The sequence below is a fragment of the Shewanella algicola genome (genome assembly GCF_014648035.1).
GTDB lineage: Bacteria > Pseudomonadota > Gammaproteobacteria > Enterobacterales > Shewanellaceae > Shewanella > Shewanella algicola.
Genome location: NZ_BMQI01000045.1, coordinates 16347 through 37850, shown reverse-complemented (window position 1 = coordinate 37850; position 21504 = coordinate 16347). Strand labels below are relative to the sequence as shown.

The window sequence follows — 21504 nt, the reverse complement described above, 5'->3', positions numbered from 1 at the left end:
GTTAGTTTACTCGAACAGCGCAACACATACCAATATTGTGGTCTGTGTTATTGTTCGGCAGATTTAGGGATTAACTTGTTGAATTTTCAACCAACCCATTGACCCAAGGTGCAGCGATCATTGCTGCCAAAATCGCGGACTGTCGCTACGTTTTGAAAACCGAGTTCAATGAGTTTTTCACGTACTTTAATAGCTTGTTCATAACCATGTTCAAGCAACAAGTACCCTCCGGTTAATAAATGTTTACATGCTTGATCTGCTATATGAAACAAATCAGCATAACCTTCATCGGCCGCAGTCAACGCGCTTTGCGGCTCAAAACGAACGTCACCCATGCTCAAGTGCTCATCGGTTTCGTCTATGTAAGGCGGATTTGACACAATTAAATCAAAGTCACGATGTTCAACAGCAGAAAACCAATCTGATTGGATGATCTCAACATCGGGTAGATTTAAATTATTGCGATTTGCTTTAGCCAGTTCGACAGCGCCAGGCACATTGTCGATGGCGGTAATACGCCATTTGGGTCGCTCTGAAGCTAATGACAAGGCAATAGCGCCAGTACCAGTCCCTAAATCTAATACCTTAGCATTGTGACGCACGGTTAGATTGAGTGCGGTTTCAACTAAAATTTCAGTATCAGGTCTTGGGATCAAGGTTGAGTCATTAACGATAAAAGGTAATGACCAAAACTCTCGCTCACCAATAATATGTGCAACAGGTGATCCCGCCTGACGTTTAGTCACCATTTGGCTAAACGCCTTAAACTGCTCACTAGTGAGCAGTCTTTCTGGCCAAGTATATAAAAAGCTACGGTTTTTATTCAAACAATGCAATAACAACGCCTCTGCATCGACATGTGCAGATTCGGAAGTGGCTGCAAGCTGTGAATAAGCCCATTGCAGGGCTTCAGCAATAGTTGAATACGAAGACTGAGGCAAGGTTATTCCTTATTCGTCAGCTAATGCAGCAAGCATATCGGCTTGATGTTCTTGCATGATAGGGTCAAGCAAGGCATCTAAGTCCCCTTCCATCACTTCGTTTAAGCGATATAAGGTTAAGTTGATACGGTGATCGCTCACGCGTCCTTGTGGGTAGTTGTAAGTTCTGATGCGCTCAGAACGATCGCCACTGGCAACCAAGCTACGACGAGTCGTTTCTTCAGCACTACGACGCTTTTCATCTTCAACTGCTTGAATACGCGCAGCTAAAACGCTCATCGCTTGGGCACGGTTTTTATGTTGTGAACGCTGATCCTGACACTCAACAATAATCCCTGATGGGATATGAGTAATACGGATTGCTGAGTCGGTTTTGTTAACGTGCTGACCACCCGCGCCTGATGCACGGAACGTATCAACTTTTAAATCGGCAGGATTAATTGAAATTGCTTCAGCTTCAGGCACTTCGTGTAATACAACCACAGTGCATGCAGAAGTATGCACACGACCTTGGGATTCGGTTTCTGGTACACGCTGTACGCGGTGTCCGCCAGACTCGTACTTTAATTTACCATAAGCACCGTCGCCGCTCACTTTAACAATAATCTCTTTAAAGCCGCCATGTTCACCTTCGTTTAGGTTCATGACTTCCATTTGCCAGCGGTTAGCTTCACAGTAACGTGAGTACATGCGGTATAAGTCACCAGCAAAAATTGCGGCTTCGTCACCACCGGCACCGGCACGAATTTCCATAAACGCGTTAGTGTCGTCGTTAGGATCTGTGGGTAATAATAAAATTTGTAGCTCGTCTTCGAGCGTTTCTAACGCTTGCTTTGATTGCTTATACTCATCTTGCGCCATTTCGCGCATATCAGCATCATCTTCTTCAAGCATTTCTTTTGCGTAATCAAAGTCTTTTTGCGCTTGTTGGTAAGCAGTAAAGCTTTTTACTACATCTTCAAGTTGTGAGTATTCTTTTGATAACGAACGGAAGCGGTCTTGATCCGCAATCACGCTTGCATCACTTAGTAATGCCAATACTTCTTCATTACGCTCAAGCAAGCCTTCTAGCTTGCGGATAACGGATTCTTTCATTTAGCTCGCTAACCTTAGTTTTTATCTAAACCAAGCACAGTTCTTAATAGGCCGACTGTATTCAAATCACCTTGACGACTGGCAGAGGTAAGCGATTGCGTTGGGGAATGAATTAAGCGATTGGTTAGCCTATTGGCTAACTCGATTATCACTTGCTCACTGTCACCGCCCTGAGACAATTTGTTCAAGGCACGCTCAACTAACTCATCTTTAATCGCCAAGCTCTGGCTGCGATATTCACGAATACTGTCAACGGACTCTAAAGATCGGATCCACTCCATAAACAAGTGCGATTGATCTTCAGTAATTAATTCTGCTTGCTCGGCGGCTTCCTTACGTGAAGCCATGTTCTGTTCAATAATGCTATGCAGATCGTCGACAGTATAAAGGAATGCATCGTCTAACTCACCGACTTCTGCTTCAATATCTCTCGGAACTGCAATATCAACTAACAACATCGGTTGATGACGACGCTGTTTTAATGCTTTTTCGACCATACCTTTGCCTAAAATAGGTAAAGGGCTTGCCGTAGAGGATATCACGATATCGGCTTTAGCGAGAAAGTCTGGTATTTGTTGTAAGGTAATGGCAGTGGCATTGAACTCTTCGCACATGGCTTGAGCACGCTCAATGGTACGGTTTGCCACCACTATACTTGCTACACCATTATCTTTTAAGTGCTTTGCAACTAACTCAATGGTTTCACCTGCGCCAATTAACAACACTTTAGTGGTGCTGAGCGTGGAGAAAATATGTTTAGCCATGCTCACTGCGGCAAAAGCAACTGACACTGCAGCCGCACCAATCTCGGTGTCGGTGCGCACTTTTTTGGCAACAGAGAAGGTGTTTTGAAATAAACGGTCAATAGTTGCAGCGGTGGTACCCGCCTCTTTTGCTTTAACAAAAGCTTGTTTTACTTGACCTAAAATTTGCGGTTCACCCAAGACTAACGAATCTAATCCCGATGCCACACGCATTAAATGCTTAACGGCAACTTGCTCTTCGTAGGCGTATATGCAGGGCATTAAATCATCATGATTTAATTGGTGATACTCCTCTAGCCATTCAATAATGTCGTGTTTCTCAGCATTATTACAATAAAGTTCAGTACGATTGCAGGTAGACACAATCACAGCCTCACCCGTACGGGTGCGACTGGCCAAGCTTTTCATGGCGTCATGAATGCGGTCTGGAGAGAAAGCGACTTTTTCACGCAAATCTACCGTGGCGGTTTTATGGTTTATCCCGATTGCTACTAGGCTCATGTGACTGTATCAAGTTCTTTTCGGTGACGTTAATTAGGCTATTCTACTGAATTGAACCAACTAAAAACACAATTGGCTTAACAAAACCGAATAAATGTCTAATTTTTTATTTCTTAGATATAAAGGCATTGCATAATTCGTTAGATTAAAATCACATTAATTTTAAAAAAGCATTTTTACATCATACCTTAAGCCCAGTATCATAAAGCCATCTTCAGCAACTGTTAGGCAAGCCATTGCGTTTATCAGTATCAGCGTTCACATTAATCATCGTCGCCACAGTGCTATTACTCACAGGCTGTAGCATTACCCCGTCTGAGCCATTGACCCCAATAGAAGTCACCGAGGCCTCACAAGCAAAGTCGTGGGAGTTACAAGGCAAAATTGCAGTCAAAACGGCTGAGGACAAATTTAGTACTAACCTTTATTGGTTTCATCAACCCTTAGCTAACGATTTACGCCTCACCACAGTATTAGGCACAACAGTATTAACGTTAACCACTAATGAAGGTATGGCAACCTTAGAGGTAGACGGTAAAACCTACCATGACAGAAGCGCTCAAGATTTATTAACCGGGATTAGTGGTTGGTCAATTCCGTTAGACAGCTTACCGCTGTGGATGACTGGCCAGATTGGCGAAAATGACACCATTGTCAGCTATAATTCGGATGGTACGATTAAACAATTAATTAGCTATGATCCACAAGCCGACTGGCATGTGAGCTTTAACAGTTGGCAGCTGCAAAGTGGTGCATTAGTACCAAAACTATTGACGATAAAGCGCGATGATGTACAAATTAAAATTCAAAGTAACCAATGGACTGCTGTACAGGTCAAAGGTAAATAGTCCTGCCCGGCTTGTGACGTTATAACAAGGTAGTTATATAAAATGAATTCACCTTATCCACACAAATCTATCGCCTCTAAAAGTTGGCCTGCGCCAGCGAAACTTAATTTGTTTTTGCATGTAACAGGGCAGCGAGCCGATGGTTATCATGAATTACAAACACTATTTCAGTTTGTTGATCATTGTGACTACCTTGATTTTCATGTTACTGAGTCTGCTGAATTGGTATTGCACTCCAATTTGGGTGATGCTGTTGCAGACAGCGATAACTTAATTCTAAAAGCCGCAAAATCTTTAAAGCGTTACACCCAATATAAAGGTGGCGCGCATATTTGGTTAAATAAATTGCTGCCCATGGGCGGTGGTTTAGGCGGAGGTTCGTCAGATGCTGCCACCACATTAGTTGCGCTTAATGCGCTGTGGAAAACCAATGTTTCTCCATCTAAATTGGCCGAAATAGGCCTCGCGTTAGGTGCGGATGTGCCTGTTTTTATTAATGGTTTAGCGGCTTTTGCAGAAGGCGTTGGTGAGCAACTGATTAACGTACAACCCGACGAGCCATGGTACCTTGTTATCGTGCCAGATGCTCATGTCTCCACCAAAGACATATTCCAAGATCCAGACTTACCTCGTAACACCCCTAAATTAGATATGAAGAGTTTACTGACTCAGCAATGGACAAATGATTGTCAGAAACTCGTCACAACTAAGTACCCTCAAGTTGCCAATGCCTTAAGCTGGCTGGTAGAATATGCGCCGTCGAGAATGACCGGAACAGGTGCATGCGTGTTCGGGGAATTTACACATTCGCAGCAAGCTTTAGATGCTTTAGCCGAATTGCCGGCCGATATGCATGGCTTTGTCGCAAAAGGGATGAATAAGTCACCGTTACTAACGCGGCTTGAACAACTCTAAACAACATATTTTTCTTCTGGGTCAGTTTTGAGTGACAACACGTAAAATTGATCTAGCCTTTAATAGTAAAGCAAACACCTGAGGTTCATAAAGTGCCCGACATCAAGCTCTTTGCTGGTAACGCTACCCCAAATCTAGCCAATAAAATTGCCGAACGTTTATTTTGCAAACTTGGCGACGCAGTTGTAGGCCGTTTCAGCGACGGTGAAATCAGTGTTCAAATAAACGAAAATGTACGTGGTGCGGATGTGTTTATCATTCAATCTACTTGCGCACCAACTAACGATAACCTTATGGAACTTATCGTGATGGTTGATGCTCTTCGTCGTGCGTCTGCTGGTCGTATTACTGCCGTTATCCCGTATTTTGGTTATGCTCGTCAAGACCGTCGCGTTCGTAGTGCCCGTGTACCTATCACCGCTAAAGTGGTTGCTGACTTCTTGTCTAGCGTTGGCGTTGACCGCGTATTAACGTGCGACTTACACGCAGAGCAAATCCAAGGTTTCTTTGACGTGCCGGTAGATAACGTGTTCGGTAGCCCTGTGCTACTTGAAGACATGCTAGCGAAAAAACTTGAAAACCCAGTTGTGGTTTCGCCAGACATTGGTGGCGTTGTTCGTGCGCGGGCGGTGGCTAAGCTATTAGATGATTCGGATCTTGCGATTATCGATAAGCGTCGTCCACAAGCTAACGTTGCCCAAGTAATGCATATCATTGGCGATGTTCAAGGCCGAGATTGCATCATCGTTGATGACATGATCGACACGGGTGGCACTTTATGCAAAGCCGCTGAAGCGTTAAAAGAACATGGCGCTAACCGCGTGTTTGCCTATGCGACTCACCCAGTATTTTCGGGTAATGCAGCACAAAACATTGCAGACTCAGTTATTGATGAAGTTATCGTCACTGACACTGTACCGTTAAGCCCTGAAATGCTTAAAGTGGATAAAGTAACACAATTGACTATGTCTGCTGTACTTGCTGAAGCAATCCGCCGTGTAAGCAACGAAGAGTCTATCTCTGCGATGTTCCGCCACTAATATTTACTTTAATTTAGTCGCATACTAAAACGCACTCATTGAGTGCGTTTTTTGTTGTCTATATTATGCTATTTCTATTACGCCGACAGCGCCTGCGGGGGCATGATATTGCCATGCTGAAGATTAAAAGCGACTGGCATCACCTTCTCTTCATTACCTCGTTGCAAAAACGCATTTCCAGCTGCAATGCCTGTACGATAGTCTTGGCGCAAGCCTGCATCAGTACTGCCAAGCAATTTACTTTGCAAAGTATCATCAGCAAAAATTTGCACAATTTCGACATCGGCTGGCGGATTAGCCATAAACGCAAGCTCCTCTTGGTAAGCTTGTTCATGCTGAACTAAGTAATCAATGGTTTTGGGGCAATAACCTGAGACACAAATCCACGATTTAAGCTTATGTACCCACGCTGATTGTGCTTGAAAGTCAGCATTTACCGTGCGGATCACCACAATTTTGCGCGCGCCACGTTGATAAGCCTCTCGCACCGGTAATGGCGCGGCTAAGCCACCATCTAAAAAGAAGTCTTCTTGTATTGGTTGTGTCAGCTCCGCAGATTGATTCGCCGCCTCTGAGGCCAACCAGGGCGTTAGCTTAACACCTTGCTTATAAAGAAACGGTAATGCACTTGATGCCTTTAACAGGTCGCGCCAATGGTTATTATCATCACTAGGACTTAAAAAGTATCCCTGGCGATCTCTTGCGTTGGTTGCGGTAATTAATAATTGGCGCTGCCCTAGAGTTTTACTGGCGGTATCAAAATCTAACGCAAAACTGCCACGAGTGGTTTTTTCAAAGTACCAATCTAAATCAACCACATGACCGCCGACTAAACCTCGGCCTAGTTGATAAAAACGTTTATGTCTCGACAAGCCGCGGATTAAGCGTTTTGCATAACCTTTTTGTCTAGATAAAAAACTGGTGAGATTTTGCGACCCAGCAGAGGTGCCTATGAATAAATCAAATGGGTCAAACTGTGCATCTAGCCACGCATCAAGTACCCCGGCAGTAAAAATACCGCGCTGGCCGCCACCCTCAGCAATTAATGCCGTCATGGGCTCTGATGATTGCTTTGAAGAAGTGAATGGCGAGTTAACTTGGTTGTTCATCGTTGACCTGATACTGAGAATTAATTGCATAAGGTAATTCTAAACAACTGTGTTGATAATGGATAACAGATAGAATCAATTGTGTTAATAGGAAAAGGCTATCAATATACCAAGGGATGTAATGGTGCGAAAAAATATCAAAAAATAAAAAGCAAAAAGCCCGTCATTAAGACGGGCTTTTCACAATATGGCTGGGGTACCAGGATTCGAACCTGGGAATGCTGAGATCAAAACCCAGTGCCTTACCGCTTGGCGATACCCCAATTGAAATCTTTTATTGTAAAACAGAAGATAAATCTATTTGACTAAATTTGATGGTACGGGAAGAGAGACTTGAACTCTCACACCTTGCGGCACCAGAACCTAAATCTGGCGTGTCTACCAATTTCACCATTCCCGCATCAAATTTTAACTCTGAGTATACCTTAATTTTTTTAAGTGTACACTTTGACTTTTACTATCGGCAAAAAAGTACTTGGTTAAGCCCTCATTCTACCGAGTAAAAATGGTAGCAATAGCGGGATTTGAACCTGCGACCCCAGCATTATGAGTGCTGTGCTCTAACCAACTGAGCTATATTGCCAAAGATGGCTGGGATACCAGGATTCGAACCTGGGAATGCCGAGATCAAAACCCGGTGCCTTACCGCTTGGCGATATCCCAATAATCTTTTTCTAACTAACAAGTGGCTGGGATACCAGGATTCGAACCTGGGGATGCCGAGATCAAAACCCGGTGCCTTACCGCTTGGCGATATCCCAATCAAACTTTTTTGAAATGCCCGCCTAAGCCAGCCTTTCTAATAAATGGTACGGGAAGAGAGACTTGAACTCTCACACCTTGCGGCACCAGAACCTAAATCTGGCGTGTCTACCAATTTCACCATTCCCGCACTACGCTCATGTTTTACATCTTGAGTAAGATGTGCAAAGTAATGGTAGCAATAGCGGGATTTGAACCTGCGACCCCAGCATTATGAGTGCTGTGCTCTAACCAACTGAGCTATATTGCCACTACTTTTTGCAATCCCTCTTGGTGAGGAACGGGGCGTATTATGCTTATTCAGGTTATCGAGGTCAACTGGTTTTTTTCGCTATTTTCATCAATTCGTCTTGTTCGGCTATATCTTCACCAAACTGGATGCCGAATCGACAAAATAACCCCACTTAACTTACCTTTTGTCGCCTTACGCCCCTTTTATTCTCAATAACGCTTAAACGTTAAATAAGAAATGCATTACATCGCCATCTTTAACGATATAAGTTTTACCTTCAACACGCAATTTACCCGCTTCTTTTGCGCCAGCTTCGCCTTTGTAAGTAATAAAGTCAGCATAAGCCATCACTTGAGCACGAATAAAGCCACGTTCAAAGTCAGTGTGGATAACACCAGCCGCTTGTGGAGCCGATGCGCCAACAGGCACAGTCCATGCGCGAACTTCTTTAACACCCGCTGTAAAATACGTTTGTAAGTTTAATAATTCGTAACCTGCACGAATAACACGGTCTAAGCCTGACTCTTCTATACCTAGATCAGCCATAAATTCGGCACGATCGTCTGCTTCCATTTCAGCAAGCTCAGATTCAATCGCGGCACATACTGGTACTACAACTGCATTTTCACCCGCGGCAATCTCGCGCACCACGTCTAAATGAGGATTATTTTCAAATCCGTCTTCAGACACGTTCGCAATATACATTGTTGGTTTAATGGTTAAGAAGTTAAGATAAGCAACAGCGGCTAACTCTTCTTTAGTTAATTCCAATGAACGCAACATTTTGCCTTCATCTAACACAGGGCGCATTTTTTCAAGTACGCTCACTTCAAATTTAGCATCTCCGTCGCCACCTTTGGCACGCTTGGCTTGACGAAAAATAGCTCGCTCGCATGAGTCTAAGTCAGCTAAAGCAAGTTCTGTGTTAATCACTTCGATATCACCTGCTGGGTCAATCTTGTTGGCAACGTGAACAATATTTGGGTCTTCAAAACAACGTACCACGTGACCAATTGCATCCGTTTCGCGAATGTTAGCTAAAAACTTGTTACCTAACCCTTCACCTTTAGAGGCACCAGCCACTAGACCCGCAATGTCAACAAACTCCATTGTGGTAGGTAGTATACGTTGTGGTTTTACAATTTCAGCTAATGCGTCAAGACGTGAGTCTGGTACTGGTACCACACCGGTGTTTGGCTCAATAGTACAAAACGGAAAGTTTGCCGCTTCAATACCTGCTTGTGTTAACGCATTAAACAGCGTTGATTTACCCACGTTTGGCAAACCAACAATGCCGCATTTAAAACCCATATGCTTACCTTTATATATGTAGAATTATCCCACAGGATAATGATGTCGAATGAGGTGTTAAAACAAAACTCGCCGAGCTTATTCTGCTTTAAACGAATGTAATCTGTGCATGGCTTTCACCATGTCTTGTTTAAATAAAATCTCGGTAGAGCGAACTGCTTCATCAATCGCTGCATTAATTCGCTCTTGGTCTACCGTTGGCGCTCTGCCTAATACGTAACCACTGACTTTGTTTTTATCGCCTGGATGGCCAATGCCAATACGCAAGCGGTGGAAATTTTTGTCGTTACCTAAACTGGCTATAATATCTTTTAAACCATTATGTCCGCCATGCCCGCCGCCTAATTTGAATTTAGCCACACCGGGGTCCATGTCTAACTCATCATGGGCCACTAATATTTCTTCAGGCAAAATACGAAAAAAGTTGGCTAATGCGGCAACAGACTTGCCGCTTAAATTCATAAATGTTGTCGGGATCAACAAGCGCACATCTTTGCCGTGCAAAATGGTTCGTGCTGTGACACCAAAATATTTACTGTCGGCCACTAAAGGCACATTGCAAATACGGGCTAATTCTTGCAGGTACCATGCGCCTGCATTATGGCGAGTTTGTGCGTATTCAGCACCGGGGTTTGCTAACCCAACAATTAGTTTAATGTTACTCATCACAACCTAGTCAGTTTATTTGTAAGTGACTCTCGCGTGTGCCGTAAATCCCTTTTTAAAGGGCCAATGGTATACACATCATGCAAAACGCGGCATTTTAGCACTCAAATGGCTTGTCAACAAACCACAAGTTTCGCTTACGACTTGGGCTAATTTAACCCTAGCGCATACTTTAAGACTTTGCGCTTTATCGGTGAGTCAATATTAGCCAGTTTTAATGCGCCATTACGCAATAATTTAAGCGGCAATAAGTCATTGCTAAAGCTTGCATAAAAAGCGTCCATGGCGGTCATCATTAATTGGTTGTCATAATATCGAGCTTGCTGGTAGCGCTTTAATACCGATACTTGCCACCATGTTTCACCACTGCCAATGGCATTAGCGACTTGAGCAACCAGCACATCAACATCTTTAAAGCCGATATTAACTCCCTGACCTGCCAGTGGATTAATAGTGTGAGCTGCATCGCCAAGAATCACTAAGTTATCTTGATAATACTGCTGTGCATGACGGCGAGTTAAGCTAAAGCTGCCACTCGACTCAACACTAAAGTTAGCATCTAATCGGTCTGGAAAATGTTGTTTTATTTGTTCAGCAAGTTGCAGTTTGTTTAATTGCGATAATTGCTTAATGCGATTTGCATCGTCGTACCACACTAATGATGCGTGATGACCTGGTAACGGCAATAAACTTCTTGGGCCAGCTGGAGTAAATTGCTGCCAAGTGACAGATTGCTGCTCGGTTTGAGTGTGGATATTAATTAGCATTGCTGATTGGGCATAATCCCAACCGGTTACGCCAATCCCCGACCACTGACGCACTTGCGAGTTAGCGCCGTCAGCGCCAACAAGGAGCCGTGTAGACAGTTGGCTGCCATCGTTTAAGGTGACCTCAATACGCTGCTGTGCAGATTGGCGCTTAAATTGGCTTACCTTATGAGGGCATAATAAGTCTACATTATCCATTAGGCGGATTTGTTGCCACAAACACAGCTGTATTAGACGGTTTTCAAAAAAGTAGCCTAAATGTGTTTGCCCCACTTGCTCAGCAGTAAAAGAAGTTAAGCAGCCGTCCATTTCCCAGGTTTCTAAACCGTCGTAAGGTGCATGGCGCATTGTTAGTAGCGTTTCCATTGCGCCTAGGCGAGATAACAACTGCTCTGATGCCACGCTTATCGCCGACACACGTACATCTAATGGTTGTTCGGGGTCATAAGCTTGTGGCTCACGCGCTTCAATGACCGCCACGTTTAAGCCAAGCTGGCCCAGCCCGATAGCTGCGGCTGCGCCCACCATTCCGCCGCCCACAATCACGGCATCGTATTCAGTTACGTGTTGGACATCTTGAGTGTCAGGCGTTTGTTGCATGGTGTTTATATCCATAAAAAGTGATGTGGCGGGTATGGCCGCCAATTTAAAAATAAACCAGTAAACCCAATTTTATACTGGAAGAGGGTTATCAATGGACCACTAAAACGAGTCATTAGCGGACACCATCAAGATCACCGACTTAAAATGCGTTCGATTATGCCCTATATCAACAAACCACGGAAATACTGCTGCTGTTTAATCGTGATTTAGCCCAAAGTAACTTACTTGCGGTGCGACCACAAAGCCACAAAATGGCAGTTAAATTTACGATTTTTGTAGCACAATCAAGTCGTTTTAATGAAAATCATAAAACATTACTATTTTCAGGGTTATCAACAAGCTTATCGCTAAACGAGTGAAACTTGCACTAGTGCTAGCCATACGGCCAGACAACAGGTAAAATATCGCGCTATTTTTACTATGGTTTACCGGCGAGCACTGATGAGTAAAAAACTTCATATTAAAACCTGGGGCTGTCAGATGAATGAGTACGACTCATCAAAGATGGCTGATTTGTTAGACGACTATCAAGGTTATACCTTGACCGAAGATGCGAGCGAAGCAGACGTACTGCTGCTTAATACTTGCTCTATTCGTGAAAAAGCACAGGAGAAGGTTTTCCATCAGCTAGGGCGTTGGAAATCTTTAAAAGACAAAAATCCTAATTTGATTATTGGGGTGGGTGGCTGTGTTGCTTCACAAGAAGGTAAAGCCATTAAAGATCGCGCCCAATGCGTCGACATTATTTTTGGCCCACAAACTTTACACCGCCTACCCGATATGATCGATCAGATCCAACGCGGCGAAAAAGCGGTTATCGATATTAGCTTTCCTGAAATCGAAAAATTTGACCGTTTACCAGAGCCTCGTGCTGATGGTCCAACGGCGTTTGTATCGATTATGGAAGGTTGTAGCAAATACTGTTCTTTCTGCGTAGTGCCATACACTCGCGGCGAAGAAGTGAGCCGTCCATTAGACGACATCATTCTTGAAGTAGCACAATTAGCGGCGCAAGGCGTACGCGAAGTGAATTTACTTGGCCAAAACGTCAATGCCTATCGCGGTGCGACTCACGATGATGAGATCTGTACCTTTGCAGAATTGTTGCGTTTAATCGCCACGATTGATGGTATCGATCGTTTACGCTTTACCACCAGCCACCCGATTGAGTTTACTCAAGACATTATTGATGTGTATGAAGACACCCCAGAATTGGTCAGCTTCTTACATTTACCAGTACAGTCGGGTTCTGACCGTATTTTAACCCAAATGAAGCGCGGACATATGGCGATTGAATACAAATCAATCATTCGTCGTTTGCGTAAAGCCCGTCCTGATATTCAAATCAGTTCTGACTTTATTATTGGCTTCCCGGGTGAAACGGCTGAAGATTTTGCTGACACCATGAAACTGATTGAAGATGTGGCATTTGATCACAGCTTTAGCTTTATCTATAGCGCTCGTCCAGGTACGCCTGCGGCTGATTTGCCAGATGATGTCAGCGATGATGAAAAGAAGCAACGTTTAGCCATTTTACAAGACCGTATAACTCAACAAGCCATGCGTTACAGCCGCCAAATGTTAGGCACTGTACAGCGTATTTTGGTTGAAGGCCCATCGGTTAAGAATCCAATGGAGCTTCGTGGTCGTACTGAAAACAGCCGCGTGGTTAACTTTGAAGCGCCACACACTCACATTGGCAGTTTTGTTGATGTGAAAATTGTAGATGTGTACACCAACTCATTACGTGGCGAATTTATTCGTGGCGAAAATGAAATGGATTTACGCCGTAGTTTGCGTCCGTCTGATATTTTAGCTAAACACAAGCAAGATGATATTTTGGGTGTAACCCAATATAAGCCATAAGCCTGCTTGATTGTGGATGCAGTAATAAAGGCGGCTAGTCCGCCTTTATTTTTGCCAAAAAATCGGCATATTATGGTAATTCAATAAAGACACTCGTAAACTGTCTATATTGCGAGTCATATTCATTTTATGTCGTTTTCGACTAAGCACTGGAGCCTTATTTGACCACTAAAGTCACTACCATGAACTTGTATCTAGAACCTTCAGATACGCGCCGTTTAGCCTCATTATGTGGCCCATTTGATGACAATATTAAACAGCTCGAACGTCGTTTAGGTGTAGAGATTATTCACAAAAATAATCACTTCACTATTGTTGGCCTACCGCGTAATGCCTTAAATGCTAATAATTTATTGCGCCAACTGTATATCGAAACCCAAACAGTCAAAGGCAGCACCCCAGATTTAGAACCCGAAGTCGTCCACTTAGCCATTCAAGAAGCGATCAATCTTGAAGCAGAACAAGAGAACGATGACAGCGGTGTACACATTAAAACCAAACGTGGCGTGATTAAGCCGCGCACGCCAAATCAAAGCGTGTACATGCACAATATTACCCGCCACGACATCAGCTTTGGTATTGGCCCAGCCGGTACAGGCAAAACCTATTTAGCCGTTGCCGCCGCAGTAGATGCCTACGAACGCCAAGAAGTGCGCCGTATTTTACTGACTCGCCCAGCGGTAGAAGCCGGTGAAAAACTGGGATTTTTACCCGGTGATTTAAGCCAAAAAGTCGACCCTTATTTACGTCCGCTTTACGATGCACTGTTTGAAATGATGGGCTTTGAGAAAGTAGAAAAACTGATTGAACGCAGCGTAATTGAAGTCGCCCCACTGGCTTACATGCGCGGTCGTACACTCAACGATGCATTTATTATTTTAGATGAAAGCCAAAACACCACGGTTGAACAAATGAAAATGTTCTTAACCCGTATTGGTTTTAATTCACGCGCGGTGATCACCGGCGACATTACTCAAATCGATTTACCTCGCAGCCAAAAATCAGGACTTCGCCACGCAATTGAAGTATTAAGTGAAGTACCAGAAATCAGCTTTAACTTCTTTATTGCCCAAGATGTGGTGCGTCACCCTGTAGTAGCACGAATTGTTGAAGCCTACGAGGCGTTTGAGCAGCAAGAGCAAATCGAAAAAGCGGCAAAAGAGCAAGCTTACCGCGAGCGCGAGCAAAAACGCCAACAACAAGATAAGCAGGACCCGGCCCAATGAGCCAAGTAATCAAATTAGATCTCGATCTGCAAATTGCAATCGAAGCCTCAAATCTGCCAACACAAGCAGAGTTTGAAACCTGGGTGCGCACCGCTATTGGTCAAACCATGCCAGAGGTTGAGTTGACGATTAGAGTCGTCGAAATAGCCGAAAGCCAACAACTAAATAGTACTTATCGCGGCAAAGACAAACCCACTAATGTATTGTCTTTTCCCTTTGAGGCTCCGCCAGAAGTAGAACTACCACTTTTAGGTGATTTAGTGATTTGCGCAAAGGTTGTTGAACAAGAGGCTACCGAGCAAAATAAACCCTTAAATGCCCATTGGGCACACATGGTCATACACGGCTGCTTGCATTTGCTAGGTTATGACCATATTATCGACGAGGAAGCCGATGAGATGGAGTCATTAGAGACCCAACTTGTTGAAGGCTTAGGTTTTACAGACCCCTATAAGGAAGCATAAATAAACGATATTTATCTGGTAGATAGACAAGTTTATAAAAATATTATGAGTGACGATATCCCCCCGAGTACAAGCGCCCACAAGAGAAGCTGGTTCGATAAAATCAACCAATTATTTCAGGGCGAACCTCAAAATCGCGAAGACTTAGTCGAGGTCATAGCAGGCGCTGAAATGCGCGACCTGATAACCGAAGACACTCGCGAAATGATTAAAGGTGTATTAGAGGTTTCCGACCTTCGTGTGCGTGACATTATGATCCCACGTGCACAGATAGTGACCATTCAAATAGACTGTAGCGTCGAACAATTGTTAGAAACGGTTATCGACTCAGGCCACTCGCGCTTCCCCGTCGTCAATGAAGATAAAGATCATATCGAGGGTATTTTACTCGCTAAAGATTTGATCAAATTCGGTTTTAAACAGTCTGATGATCCTTTTACTCTTGCACAAGTGATCCGCCCAGCAGTAGTGGTGCCTGAAAGCAAACGTGTCGACGTACTCCTTAAAGAATTCCGCTCGCAACGTTATCATATGGCAATTGTGGTAGATGAATACGGCGGCGTATCAGGTCTTGTGACTATTGAAGATATTTTGGAAGAAATCGTTGGTGAAATTGAAGACGAATTTGACCATAACTCAGTAGAAGACACCGAAATTAAAAAGCTCAGCAATACGGTATTCATGGTTAAAGCCTTAACTGAAATTGACGACTTTAATGAAGCGTGCGGTACTCAGTTTAGCGATGAAGAGTTCGATACCGTTGGTGGTTTAGTCTCACATGCCTTTGGTCATTTGCCTGAGCGTAACGAAAGTATTGTTATTGACAATATTGAGTTCAAAGTCATCAACGCAGATAACCGCCGCTTAGTGCAACTTCGTGTTAAGCTACCCGACCCTAATCTTAGCGAAGAACTCGACGACTAAATCGTGTTAAACAATCAATCTGTATACTCTAACTTGAGTATTGCCAGTCTGGTGACAGCATTTATTGCTGGCGCCAGCACTGCATTATCTTTTGCGCCTTATGAAATTTGGGCCGCTTTCCCGCTCGCACTGACTTTTGCGCTATGGCAAAGCCAATCATTAACGGCTAAACACAGCTTATATTACTGGCTAATTTTTGGTTTTGGTTGCTTTGTTGTGGGTATCAGCTGGGTGCATGTCAGTATTGATACCTTTGGCGGCATGCCCATTGTAGTGTCGATGGCATTAATGGCTATTTTGGCGCTGTATTTAGCCATTTACCCTGCTCTGTGTGGCTATTTACTCAGTAAACTATCTAAAACACGTAAACACACCTTATCCCCATATTTAACCTATTTAGGCTTATTTCCAGCATTATGGGTATTAACTGAATGGTTAAGAGGTTGGGTTTTAACCGGATTCCCGTGGATATGGGCAGGTTACAGCCAAACACTTGGGCCATTAAGTGAGCTAGCCAGTTTTATTGGCGCGCTTGGGCTGAGTTTTATTATTGCCCTCGTCGCTGGTGCATTAATGTTACTCACACAAAAACGCCTATTACCTGTGTTAATTATTATCCCAATTGTAGCGTTAAGTGCATGGGCTGCACCGCAGCTAAATCCCATCGCGCCAAGCGGAAAGTCTGTCAAAGTTGCCTTAGTGCAAGGTAACATTTCCCAAAGCATGAAGTGGGAGCCCGACGCATTGTGGCCAACCATGCTGAAATACATGGATCTCACTCGCGCTCAGTTTGATGAAACATCAAGTGTAGATATTGTCATTTGGCCAGAAGCTGCAATACCGGCGCCTGAAGTTATGGTCGAAGACTTTTTACTCAACGCCAACCAAGTGGCCAACATCAATAATACTGCCATCATCACCGGCATTATTAGCCACCAGCAAGATGACTATTTTAACTCACTGATTGTATTGGGTAACCATAATCAAAAGCAGCAACAGAGCCCAGACTACCTCGTCAATGGCACTAATGAGTTTAAAAAGCACCATTTGCTGCCTATAGGCGAGTTTGTGCCTTTTGGTGACTTACTGCGTCCCATCGCCCCGCTTTTTAATTTACCCATGTCATCGTTTCAACGGGGTGAATATACCCAAAAAAACCTTACCGCAGTGGGTTACCATATTGCTCCAGCCATTTGTTATGAAATAGTGTTTCCAGAGCAGGTTAGAGCGAGTGTAACCAATCAAACAGACATGCTATTGACGGTTTCAAACGATGCTTGGTTTGGCGCATCTAACGGGCCATTACAGCACATGGAAATAGCCCAGATGCGCGCAATTGAAATGGGTAAACCCCTGCTACGTGGTACCAATAATGGTGTCACCGCTGTCGTTGACCCCCACGGCCGTATTACCGATGCGATTCCGCAATTTGAAACTGGCGTACTGGTGGCAAATGTGGCGCTATACACAGGCGAAACCTGGTTTAAAAAAATAGGTCAATTGCCTCTGCTAATATTATGCGGCTTTTTGATATTACTTGGCGTTGCAAATTATCTGCGTAAAAACCGTTAACGTTAATCATAACCTAAATAGGTTATCTCGTTGAGGTAACCTATTTTTTTATCTCGTGCTTACTCCTATTCCCGTTTAAACAGCTGGCATGGTTAAATATTGAACTATATTAACTTAAGAAACGTAATAGCTAATACACAGCCATTGGAGGTGATTATGCAACTATCAGAGATAAAGTCAGCCATTAGCCAGCAAGCGCAACATCCAACCATTATCAGTTATGCTGATTCAAACCATTACTTACTTGGGATAGAAGATGAGCAAGGGAACTTTAAAAGTGCTCGTGATAAAACAGGTAAGCTAATGAGCCTTAATTCCATTACACAAGCGGAGGAATTACTTAAACAGCAAGGGATCCATTACGCCATGATAGAAATTCAAACGGCATACGATGAAATGATCGGTAACAGCAGCAGTCATCATTGCCGTTACCGAGTCGAGTTTTAACCTCGCTAACCATAGCTTTTATGGTGTGAGCGGCTCGCGTGAAAACTCATTATTGTCACACTTAGGACATTCGGGGATTACCCCAGGAAAATCGATTTGCATTTCGTGACCGCACTTATTGCACGTCAATTTACCTTGGTTAATGATTTCCCCAGATTTATAAACCCCATGATGCTTAAAATCTTGTAATAGTTCATGCCATTCAACCTGGCTTCTGTCGGTAATTTCACTGAGCCATTGCCATAATGTGTTCTCAATACCAATGACTGTCGGGCTGAGACTCAAATTGTCTTCATTTTTCTCATTTAAAAAGTTGGCAATGTCTCGCTTTAAAAATTCTTCTACTAAAGCTAACTCTTCTTCATCGGCATTTGATTTTAGTTGTAGATAGGCTTTTCCTTTGGTGACATACTCAAACAAACTTTTAGCTGTCAATGAGTTATCTTGATCGAACGTGGTTTTCACCTGTTCAAATAGTGATTGATATAAGGCTAATAGTGCTGAACTTTTTCCACTCATAGGTAATACTCCTTAATACGCACCTTTTTAATAGATCACTTCTGGTTTATTCTATGCAGTTATAAATCGCGCTGTTGAGCGTTAGATCAAACAATAGGCGGCATGGCCGGAAATAGATTGATGCAAGAGCAATATAATCCCTCAGAAATTGAAGCCTTAGTGCAAACGCACTGGCAAGAACATAAAACCTTTGAAGTCACTGAAGATGAAAGCAAAGAGAAATTCTATTGTCTTTCTATGTTCCCGTATCCTTCAGGTCGTCTTCACATGGGCCACGTCCGTAACTACACCATAGGTGATGTTGTGGCACGATATCAACGTTTGCAAGGTAAAAATGTTTTGCAACCGATCGGTTGGGACTCATTTGGTCTACCTGCAGAAAATGCCGCGATCAATAACAAGACGTCTCCTGCGCCATGGACATACGAAAACATCGACTACATGAAAAACCAGCTTAAATTATTAGGCTTTGGTTATGACTGGAGCCGTGAAATTGCCACTTGTACTCCTGAGTATTATCGTTGGGAACAGTGGTTTTTCACTAAGTTGTATGAAAAAGGCCTAGTGTACAAAAAAACCTCATCAGTAAACTGGTGTCCAAATGACGAAACTGTACTGGCTAACGAGCAAGTACAAGACGGTTGTTGCTGGCGCTGTGACACTCCCGTGGTGCAAAAAGAGATCCCACAGTGGTTTATTAAAATCACAGATTATGCAGAAGAGCTGCTTAACGACATCGATACATTAGATGGCTGGCCTGAACAGGTTAAAGCCATGCAACGTAACTGGATTGGCCGTAGTGAAGGTATCGAAATGACCTTTGCAGTCGCTGACAGTGACGACAGCTTTGATATCTATACCACTCGTCCTGATACATTAATGGGCGTGACCTATGTTGCCATTGCAGCCGGTCACCCACTTGCAATACAAGCCGCTGAAAACAACCCGCAATTAGCTGAGTTTTTAGAAGAATGTAAAAACGCTGACACTACCGAAGCCGCCATGGCCTCTATGGAGAAAAAAGGCGTTGCAACCGGTTTCAACGCAGTTCACCCAATTTCAGGCAAACTTGTGCCAATTTGGGTCGCTAACTTTGTATTGATGAATTACGGCACGGGTGCGGTAATGTCTGTGCCTGCACATGATCAACGCGATTATGAGTTTGCCACTAAGTACAATTTAGCCATTGAAGCGGTCATTAAACCTCTTGAAGGCGAGTTAGACGTAAGCAAAGAAGCCTTCACTGACAAAGGCGTGGTGTTTAATTCTGGTGACGCTTTCCCTGAATTAGACGGCCTAGCGTTTCAAGCAGCATTTGATGCCATCGACGCGCGCTTAACCGCTGAAGGTAAAGGTAAGCGTCAGGTTAATTACCGTCTACGTGATTGGGGCGTTTCTCGCCAGCGTTACTGGGGTGCACCTATCCCTATGGTCACTTTAGCTGACGGCAGCGTTATCCCTACACCTGAAGATCAACTGCCAGTGATTTTGCCAGAAGATGTGATCATGGACGGGATTCAAAGCCCAATTAAAGCTGATAAAGCATGGGCAGAAACCACTGTCGACGGCCAACCAGCACTGCGTGAAACCGATACCTTTGACACCTTTATGGAGTCATCTTGGTACTACGCACGTTACTGTAGTCCACATGCAGATGAGATGTTAGACCCTGCTAAAGCCAACTACTGGTTACCTGTCGATCAATACATTGGTGGTATTGAACACGCTTGTATGCACTTGCTTTACTTCCGTTTTTTCCACAAGTTATTACGTGATGCCGGTTTAGTTAACAGTAATGAGCCAGCTAAACAGCTATTAACTCAAGGCATGGTATTGGCTGACGCTTACTACTACACCAATGAAAAAGGTGCCCGAGTATGGGTGTCACCTTTAGAAGTGACCGTAGAAGAAAAAGACGATAAAGGCCGTATTCTTAAAGCCGTAGACAGCAAAGGCAATGAACTGGTTTACACCGGTATGAGCAAGATGTCTAAGTCAAAAAATAACGGTATCGACCCACAAGTAATGGTCGAAAAATACGGTGCTGACACCGTCCGTTTATTTATGATGTTCGCATCACCTCCAGAGCTGACACTTGAGTGGCAAGAGTCTGGCGTTGAAGGAGCGCACCGCTTTATTAAGCGTTTCTGGAAACTGGCCAGCGATCATGTAGCAGCAGGCCCAACAGAAGCACTTGATGCCAGCAAATTAAACGCGAACCAAAAAGCGTTGCGCCGTGAACTACATAAAACGATTGCAAAAGTCAGTGATGACATCGCGCGTCGTCAAATGTTTAACACTGCTGTTGCGTCAGTAATGGAATTGATGAATCACTTATTAAAAGCACCACAAGAAAGCGTACAAGACCGTGCCTTACTTGCTGAGGCGCTTTCTGCAGTGACACGTCTTCTTTACCCAATCGTGCCGCACATTGCCTTTACCGTGTGGAAAGAACTGGGTAACCAAAACAACATCGAAGACAGCCGCTGGCCAGAAGTTGATGAATCAGCATTAGTTGAAGACAGTAAACTGATTGTGGTTCAAGTGAACGGTAAAGTGCGTGCAAAAATCACCGTAGCAGCAGATGCATCTAAAGAAGATGTTGAAGCACTTGGCATGAGTGACGAGCATGTACAGAAGCACACAGAAGGCTTAAGCATACGTAAAGTGATTTACGTGCCTGGCAAACTGTTAAGCATTGTGGCTAATTAATCGTTAACCACAACGGCAACAACCTGTGGGAGTGAGCAACTCTCACAGGTTGTAATATTATTTGGGTCTGTTGATCTTTCAATGTTGTTTTTGCAGCGAATTGTTGGCCATTACTCACATTTACAACTGCGCAGCAGAGACTTAGAGGTGTAGTTATTCTACATAAAAAGTCGATAACGCGGTAAAAATGGCCAACAAACGCTGCCCGAAGGGTTCGGCT

General features: G+C 43.8%; 18 protein-coding genes and 7 tRNA genes. 10 read left to right on the top strand and 15 right to left on the bottom strand.

All coding sequences use genetic code 11. The annotated features are described in order from the left end of the window. Positions 1-86: 86 nt before the first annotated feature. The 3 genes from prmC to hemA are packed head-to-tail and all read right to left on the bottom strand — an operon-like array spanning position 87 to position 3301. Positions 87-941 (bottom strand): peptide chain release factor N(5)-glutamine methyltransferase, encoded by an 855-nt coding sequence (prmC, locus tag IEY42_RS17040; protein ID WP_188926481.1) that lies wholly within the window; start codon positions 939-941, stop codon positions 87-89. A gap of 9 nt (positions 942-950) precedes the next feature. After that, positions 951-2036 (bottom strand): peptide chain release factor 1, encoded by a 1086-nt coding sequence (gene prfA, locus IEY42_RS17035; protein ID WP_188926479.1) that lies wholly within the window; start codon positions 2034-2036, stop codon positions 951-953. A 14-nt stretch (positions 2037-2050) separates the two neighbouring features. Then, positions 2051-3301 (bottom strand): glutamyl-tRNA reductase, encoded by a 1251-nt coding sequence (hemA, locus tag IEY42_RS17030; protein WP_188926477.1) that lies wholly within the window; start codon positions 3299-3301, stop codon positions 2051-2053. Between the two features lie 236 nt (positions 3302-3537). On the opposite strand from hemA, the gene lolB reads away from it, so the two are divergent. The 3 genes from lolB to IEY42_RS17015 all read left to right on the top strand — a co-directional run bounded on the left by lolB (position 3538) and on the right by IEY42_RS17015 (position 6104). Continuing rightward, the gene (gene lolB, locus IEY42_RS17025) at positions 3538-4149 is read left to right on the top strand and encodes a lipoprotein insertase outer membrane protein LolB (RefSeq protein WP_188926475.1); all 612 of its coding nucleotides are present in this window, start codon (positions 3538-3540) and stop codon (positions 4147-4149) included. A gap of 42 nt (positions 4150-4191) precedes the next feature. After that, positions 4192-5064 carry a 4-(cytidine 5'-diphospho)-2-C-methyl-D-erythritol kinase gene (gene ispE / locus IEY42_RS17020; RefSeq protein ID WP_188919652.1) on the top strand — a complete coding sequence of 291 codons (873 nt, stop codon included), beginning with the start codon at positions 4192-4194 and terminating at the stop codon, positions 5062-5064. Positions 5065-5156: 92 nt separating this feature from the next. Continuing rightward, complete coding sequence (locus tag IEY42_RS17015) at positions 5157-6104, top strand: ribose-phosphate pyrophosphokinase (RefSeq protein WP_188926474.1); 948 nt, start codon at positions 5157-5159, stop codon at positions 6102-6104. Between the two features lie 77 nt (positions 6105-6181). Here the strand turns inward: IEY42_RS17015 and IEY42_RS17010 are convergent, their stop codons facing one another. The 11 genes from IEY42_RS17010 to IEY42_RS16960 all read right to left on the bottom strand — a co-directional run bounded on the left by IEY42_RS17010 (position 6182) and on the right by IEY42_RS16960 (position 11551). Beyond that, positions 6182-7213: a patatin-like phospholipase family protein gene (locus tag IEY42_RS17010; protein ID WP_188926473.1), complete on the bottom strand. Its 1032-nt coding sequence runs from the start codon at positions 7211-7213 to the stop codon at positions 6182-6184. A 188-nt stretch (positions 7214-7401) separates the two neighbouring features. Further along, a tRNA-Gln gene (locus tag IEY42_RS17005) sits at positions 7402-7476 on the bottom strand. Positions 7477-7528: 52 nt separating this feature from the next. Further along, positions 7529-7613 (bottom strand) — tRNA-Leu (locus IEY42_RS17000). A gap of 106 nt (positions 7614-7719) precedes the next feature. Next, positions 7720-7796: transfer RNA gene (locus tag IEY42_RS16995), tRNA-Met, on the bottom strand. 5 nt (positions 7797-7801) lie between these two features. Next, a tRNA-Gln gene (locus IEY42_RS16990) sits at positions 7802-7876 on the bottom strand. Positions 7877-7899: 23 nt separating this feature from the next. Then, positions 7900-7974 (bottom strand) — tRNA-Gln (locus IEY42_RS16985). Positions 7975-8020: 46 nt separating this feature from the next. Continuing rightward, a tRNA-Leu gene (locus IEY42_RS16980) sits at positions 8021-8105 on the bottom strand. Positions 8106-8148: 43 nt separating this feature from the next. Continuing rightward, positions 8149-8225, bottom strand: a tRNA-Met gene (locus IEY42_RS16975). Positions 8226-8426: 201 nt separating this feature from the next. Next, the gene (ychF, locus tag IEY42_RS16970; protein ID WP_188919660.1) at positions 8427-9518 is read right to left on the bottom strand and encodes a redox-regulated ATPase YchF; all 1092 of its coding nucleotides are present in this window, start codon (positions 9516-9518) and stop codon (positions 8427-8429) included. Positions 9519-9596: 78 nt separating this feature from the next. Then, the gene (pth, locus tag IEY42_RS16965) at positions 9597-10184 is read right to left on the bottom strand and encodes an aminoacyl-tRNA hydrolase (RefSeq protein ID WP_188926472.1); all 588 of its coding nucleotides are present in this window, start codon (positions 10182-10184) and stop codon (positions 9597-9599) included. Positions 10185-10333: 149 nt separating this feature from the next. Beyond that, positions 10334-11551, bottom strand: a complete 1218-nt coding sequence (locus IEY42_RS16960) for an FAD-dependent monooxygenase (RefSeq protein ID WP_229780134.1) — start codon at positions 11549-11551, stop codon at positions 10334-10336. Between the two features lie 444 nt (positions 11552-11995). On the opposite strand from IEY42_RS16960, the gene miaB reads away from it, so the two are divergent. The 6 genes from miaB (at position 11996) to IEY42_RS16930 (ending at position 18053) form a co-directional block, all read left to right on the top strand. After that, positions 11996-13420, top strand: coding sequence for a tRNA (N6-isopentenyl adenosine(37)-C2)-methylthiotransferase MiaB (gene miaB, locus IEY42_RS16955; RefSeq protein WP_188926470.1), 1425 nt, complete (start codon positions 11996-11998; stop codon positions 13418-13420). 161 nt (positions 13421-13581) lie between these two features. Continuing rightward, entirely contained in the window at positions 13582-14646 is a 1065-nt protein-coding gene (locus IEY42_RS16950; protein ID WP_188926469.1) for a PhoH family protein, read from the top strand. Beyond that, positions 14643-15110 (top strand): rRNA maturation RNase YbeY, encoded by a 468-nt coding sequence (gene ybeY / locus IEY42_RS16945; RefSeq protein ID WP_188926467.1) that lies wholly within the window; start codon positions 14643-14645, stop codon positions 15108-15110. The genes IEY42_RS16950 and ybeY overlap by 4 nt, the downstream gene beginning before the upstream one ends. A 45-nt stretch (positions 15111-15155) precedes the next feature. Next, entirely contained in the window at positions 15156-16034 is an 879-nt protein-coding gene (gene corC, locus IEY42_RS16940; protein ID WP_188926464.1) for a CNNM family magnesium/cobalt transport protein CorC, read from the top strand. A gap of 3 nt (positions 16035-16037) precedes the next feature. Further along, the gene (lnt, locus tag IEY42_RS16935) at positions 16038-17606 is read left to right on the top strand and encodes an apolipoprotein N-acyltransferase (RefSeq protein ID WP_188926462.1); all 1569 of its coding nucleotides are present in this window, start codon (positions 16038-16040) and stop codon (positions 17604-17606) included. A 156-nt stretch (positions 17607-17762) separates the two neighbouring features. Then, on the top strand, positions 17763-18053 hold the full coding sequence (locus tag IEY42_RS16930) for a DUF6482 family protein (RefSeq protein WP_188919681.1): 291 nt from the start codon (positions 17763-17765) through the stop codon (positions 18051-18053). A gap of 18 nt (positions 18054-18071) precedes the next feature. On the opposite strand, the gene IEY42_RS16925 is transcribed toward IEY42_RS16930, so the two are convergent. Further along, positions 18072-18572 carry a zinc ribbon-containing protein gene (locus IEY42_RS16925; protein WP_188926460.1) on the bottom strand — a complete coding sequence of 167 codons (501 nt, stop codon included), beginning with the start codon at positions 18570-18572 and terminating at the stop codon, positions 18072-18074. 120 nt (positions 18573-18692) lie between these two features. On the opposite strand from IEY42_RS16925, the gene leuS reads away from it, so the two are divergent. After that, positions 18693-21284, top strand: coding sequence for a leucine--tRNA ligase (leuS, locus tag IEY42_RS16920; protein ID WP_188926497.1), 2592 nt, complete (start codon positions 18693-18695; stop codon positions 21282-21284). Positions 21285-21504: the final 220 nt, after the last annotated feature.

Excerpts from the sequence above, each read along its gene's own strand:
- IEY42_RS17010 (WP_188926473.1), bottom strand. The coding sequence starts at position 7,213 with ATGAACAACCAAGTTAACTCGCCATTCACTTCTTCAAAGCAATCATCA.
- IEY42_RS16930 (WP_188919681.1), top strand. The coding sequence starts at position 17,763 with ATGCAACTATCAGAGATAAAGTCAGCCATTAGCCAGCAAGCGCAACAT.
- corC (WP_188926464.1), top strand. The coding sequence starts at position 15,156 with ATGAGTGACGATATCCCCCCGAGTACAAGCGCCCACAAGAGAAGCTGG.
- hemA (WP_188926477.1), bottom strand. The coding sequence starts at position 3,301 with ATGAGCCTAGTAGCAATCGGGATAAACCATAAAACCGCCACGGTAGAT.
- leuS (WP_188926497.1), top strand. The coding sequence starts at position 18,693 with ATGCAAGAGCAATATAATCCCTCAGAAATTGAAGCCTTAGTGCAAACG.
- ychF (WP_188919660.1), bottom strand. The coding sequence starts at position 9,518 with ATGGGTTTTAAATGCGGCATTGTTGGTTTGCCAAACGTGGGTAAATCA.
- IEY42_RS16960 (WP_229780134.1), bottom strand. The coding sequence starts at position 11,551 with ATGCAACAAACGCCTGACACTCAAGATGTCCAACACGTAACTGAATAC.
- ispE (WP_188919652.1), top strand. The coding sequence starts at position 4,192 with ATGAATTCACCTTATCCACACAAATCTATCGCCTCTAAAAGTTGGCCT.
- prfA (WP_188926479.1), bottom strand. The coding sequence starts at position 2,036 with ATGAAAGAATCCGTTATCCGCAAGCTAGAAGGCTTGCTTGAGCGTAAT.
- ybeY (WP_188926467.1), top strand. The coding sequence starts at position 14,643 with ATGAGCCAAGTAATCAAATTAGATCTCGATCTGCAAATTGCAATCGAA.
- pth (WP_188926472.1), bottom strand. The coding sequence starts at position 10,184 with ATGAGTAACATTAAACTAATTGTTGGGTTAGCAAACCCCGGTGCTGAA.
- IEY42_RS16925 (WP_188926460.1), bottom strand. The coding sequence starts at position 18,572 with ATGAGTGGAAAAAGTTCAGCACTATTAGCCTTATATCAATCACTATTT.
- miaB (WP_188926470.1), top strand. The coding sequence starts at position 11,996 with ATGAGTAAAAAACTTCATATTAAAACCTGGGGCTGTCAGATGAATGAG.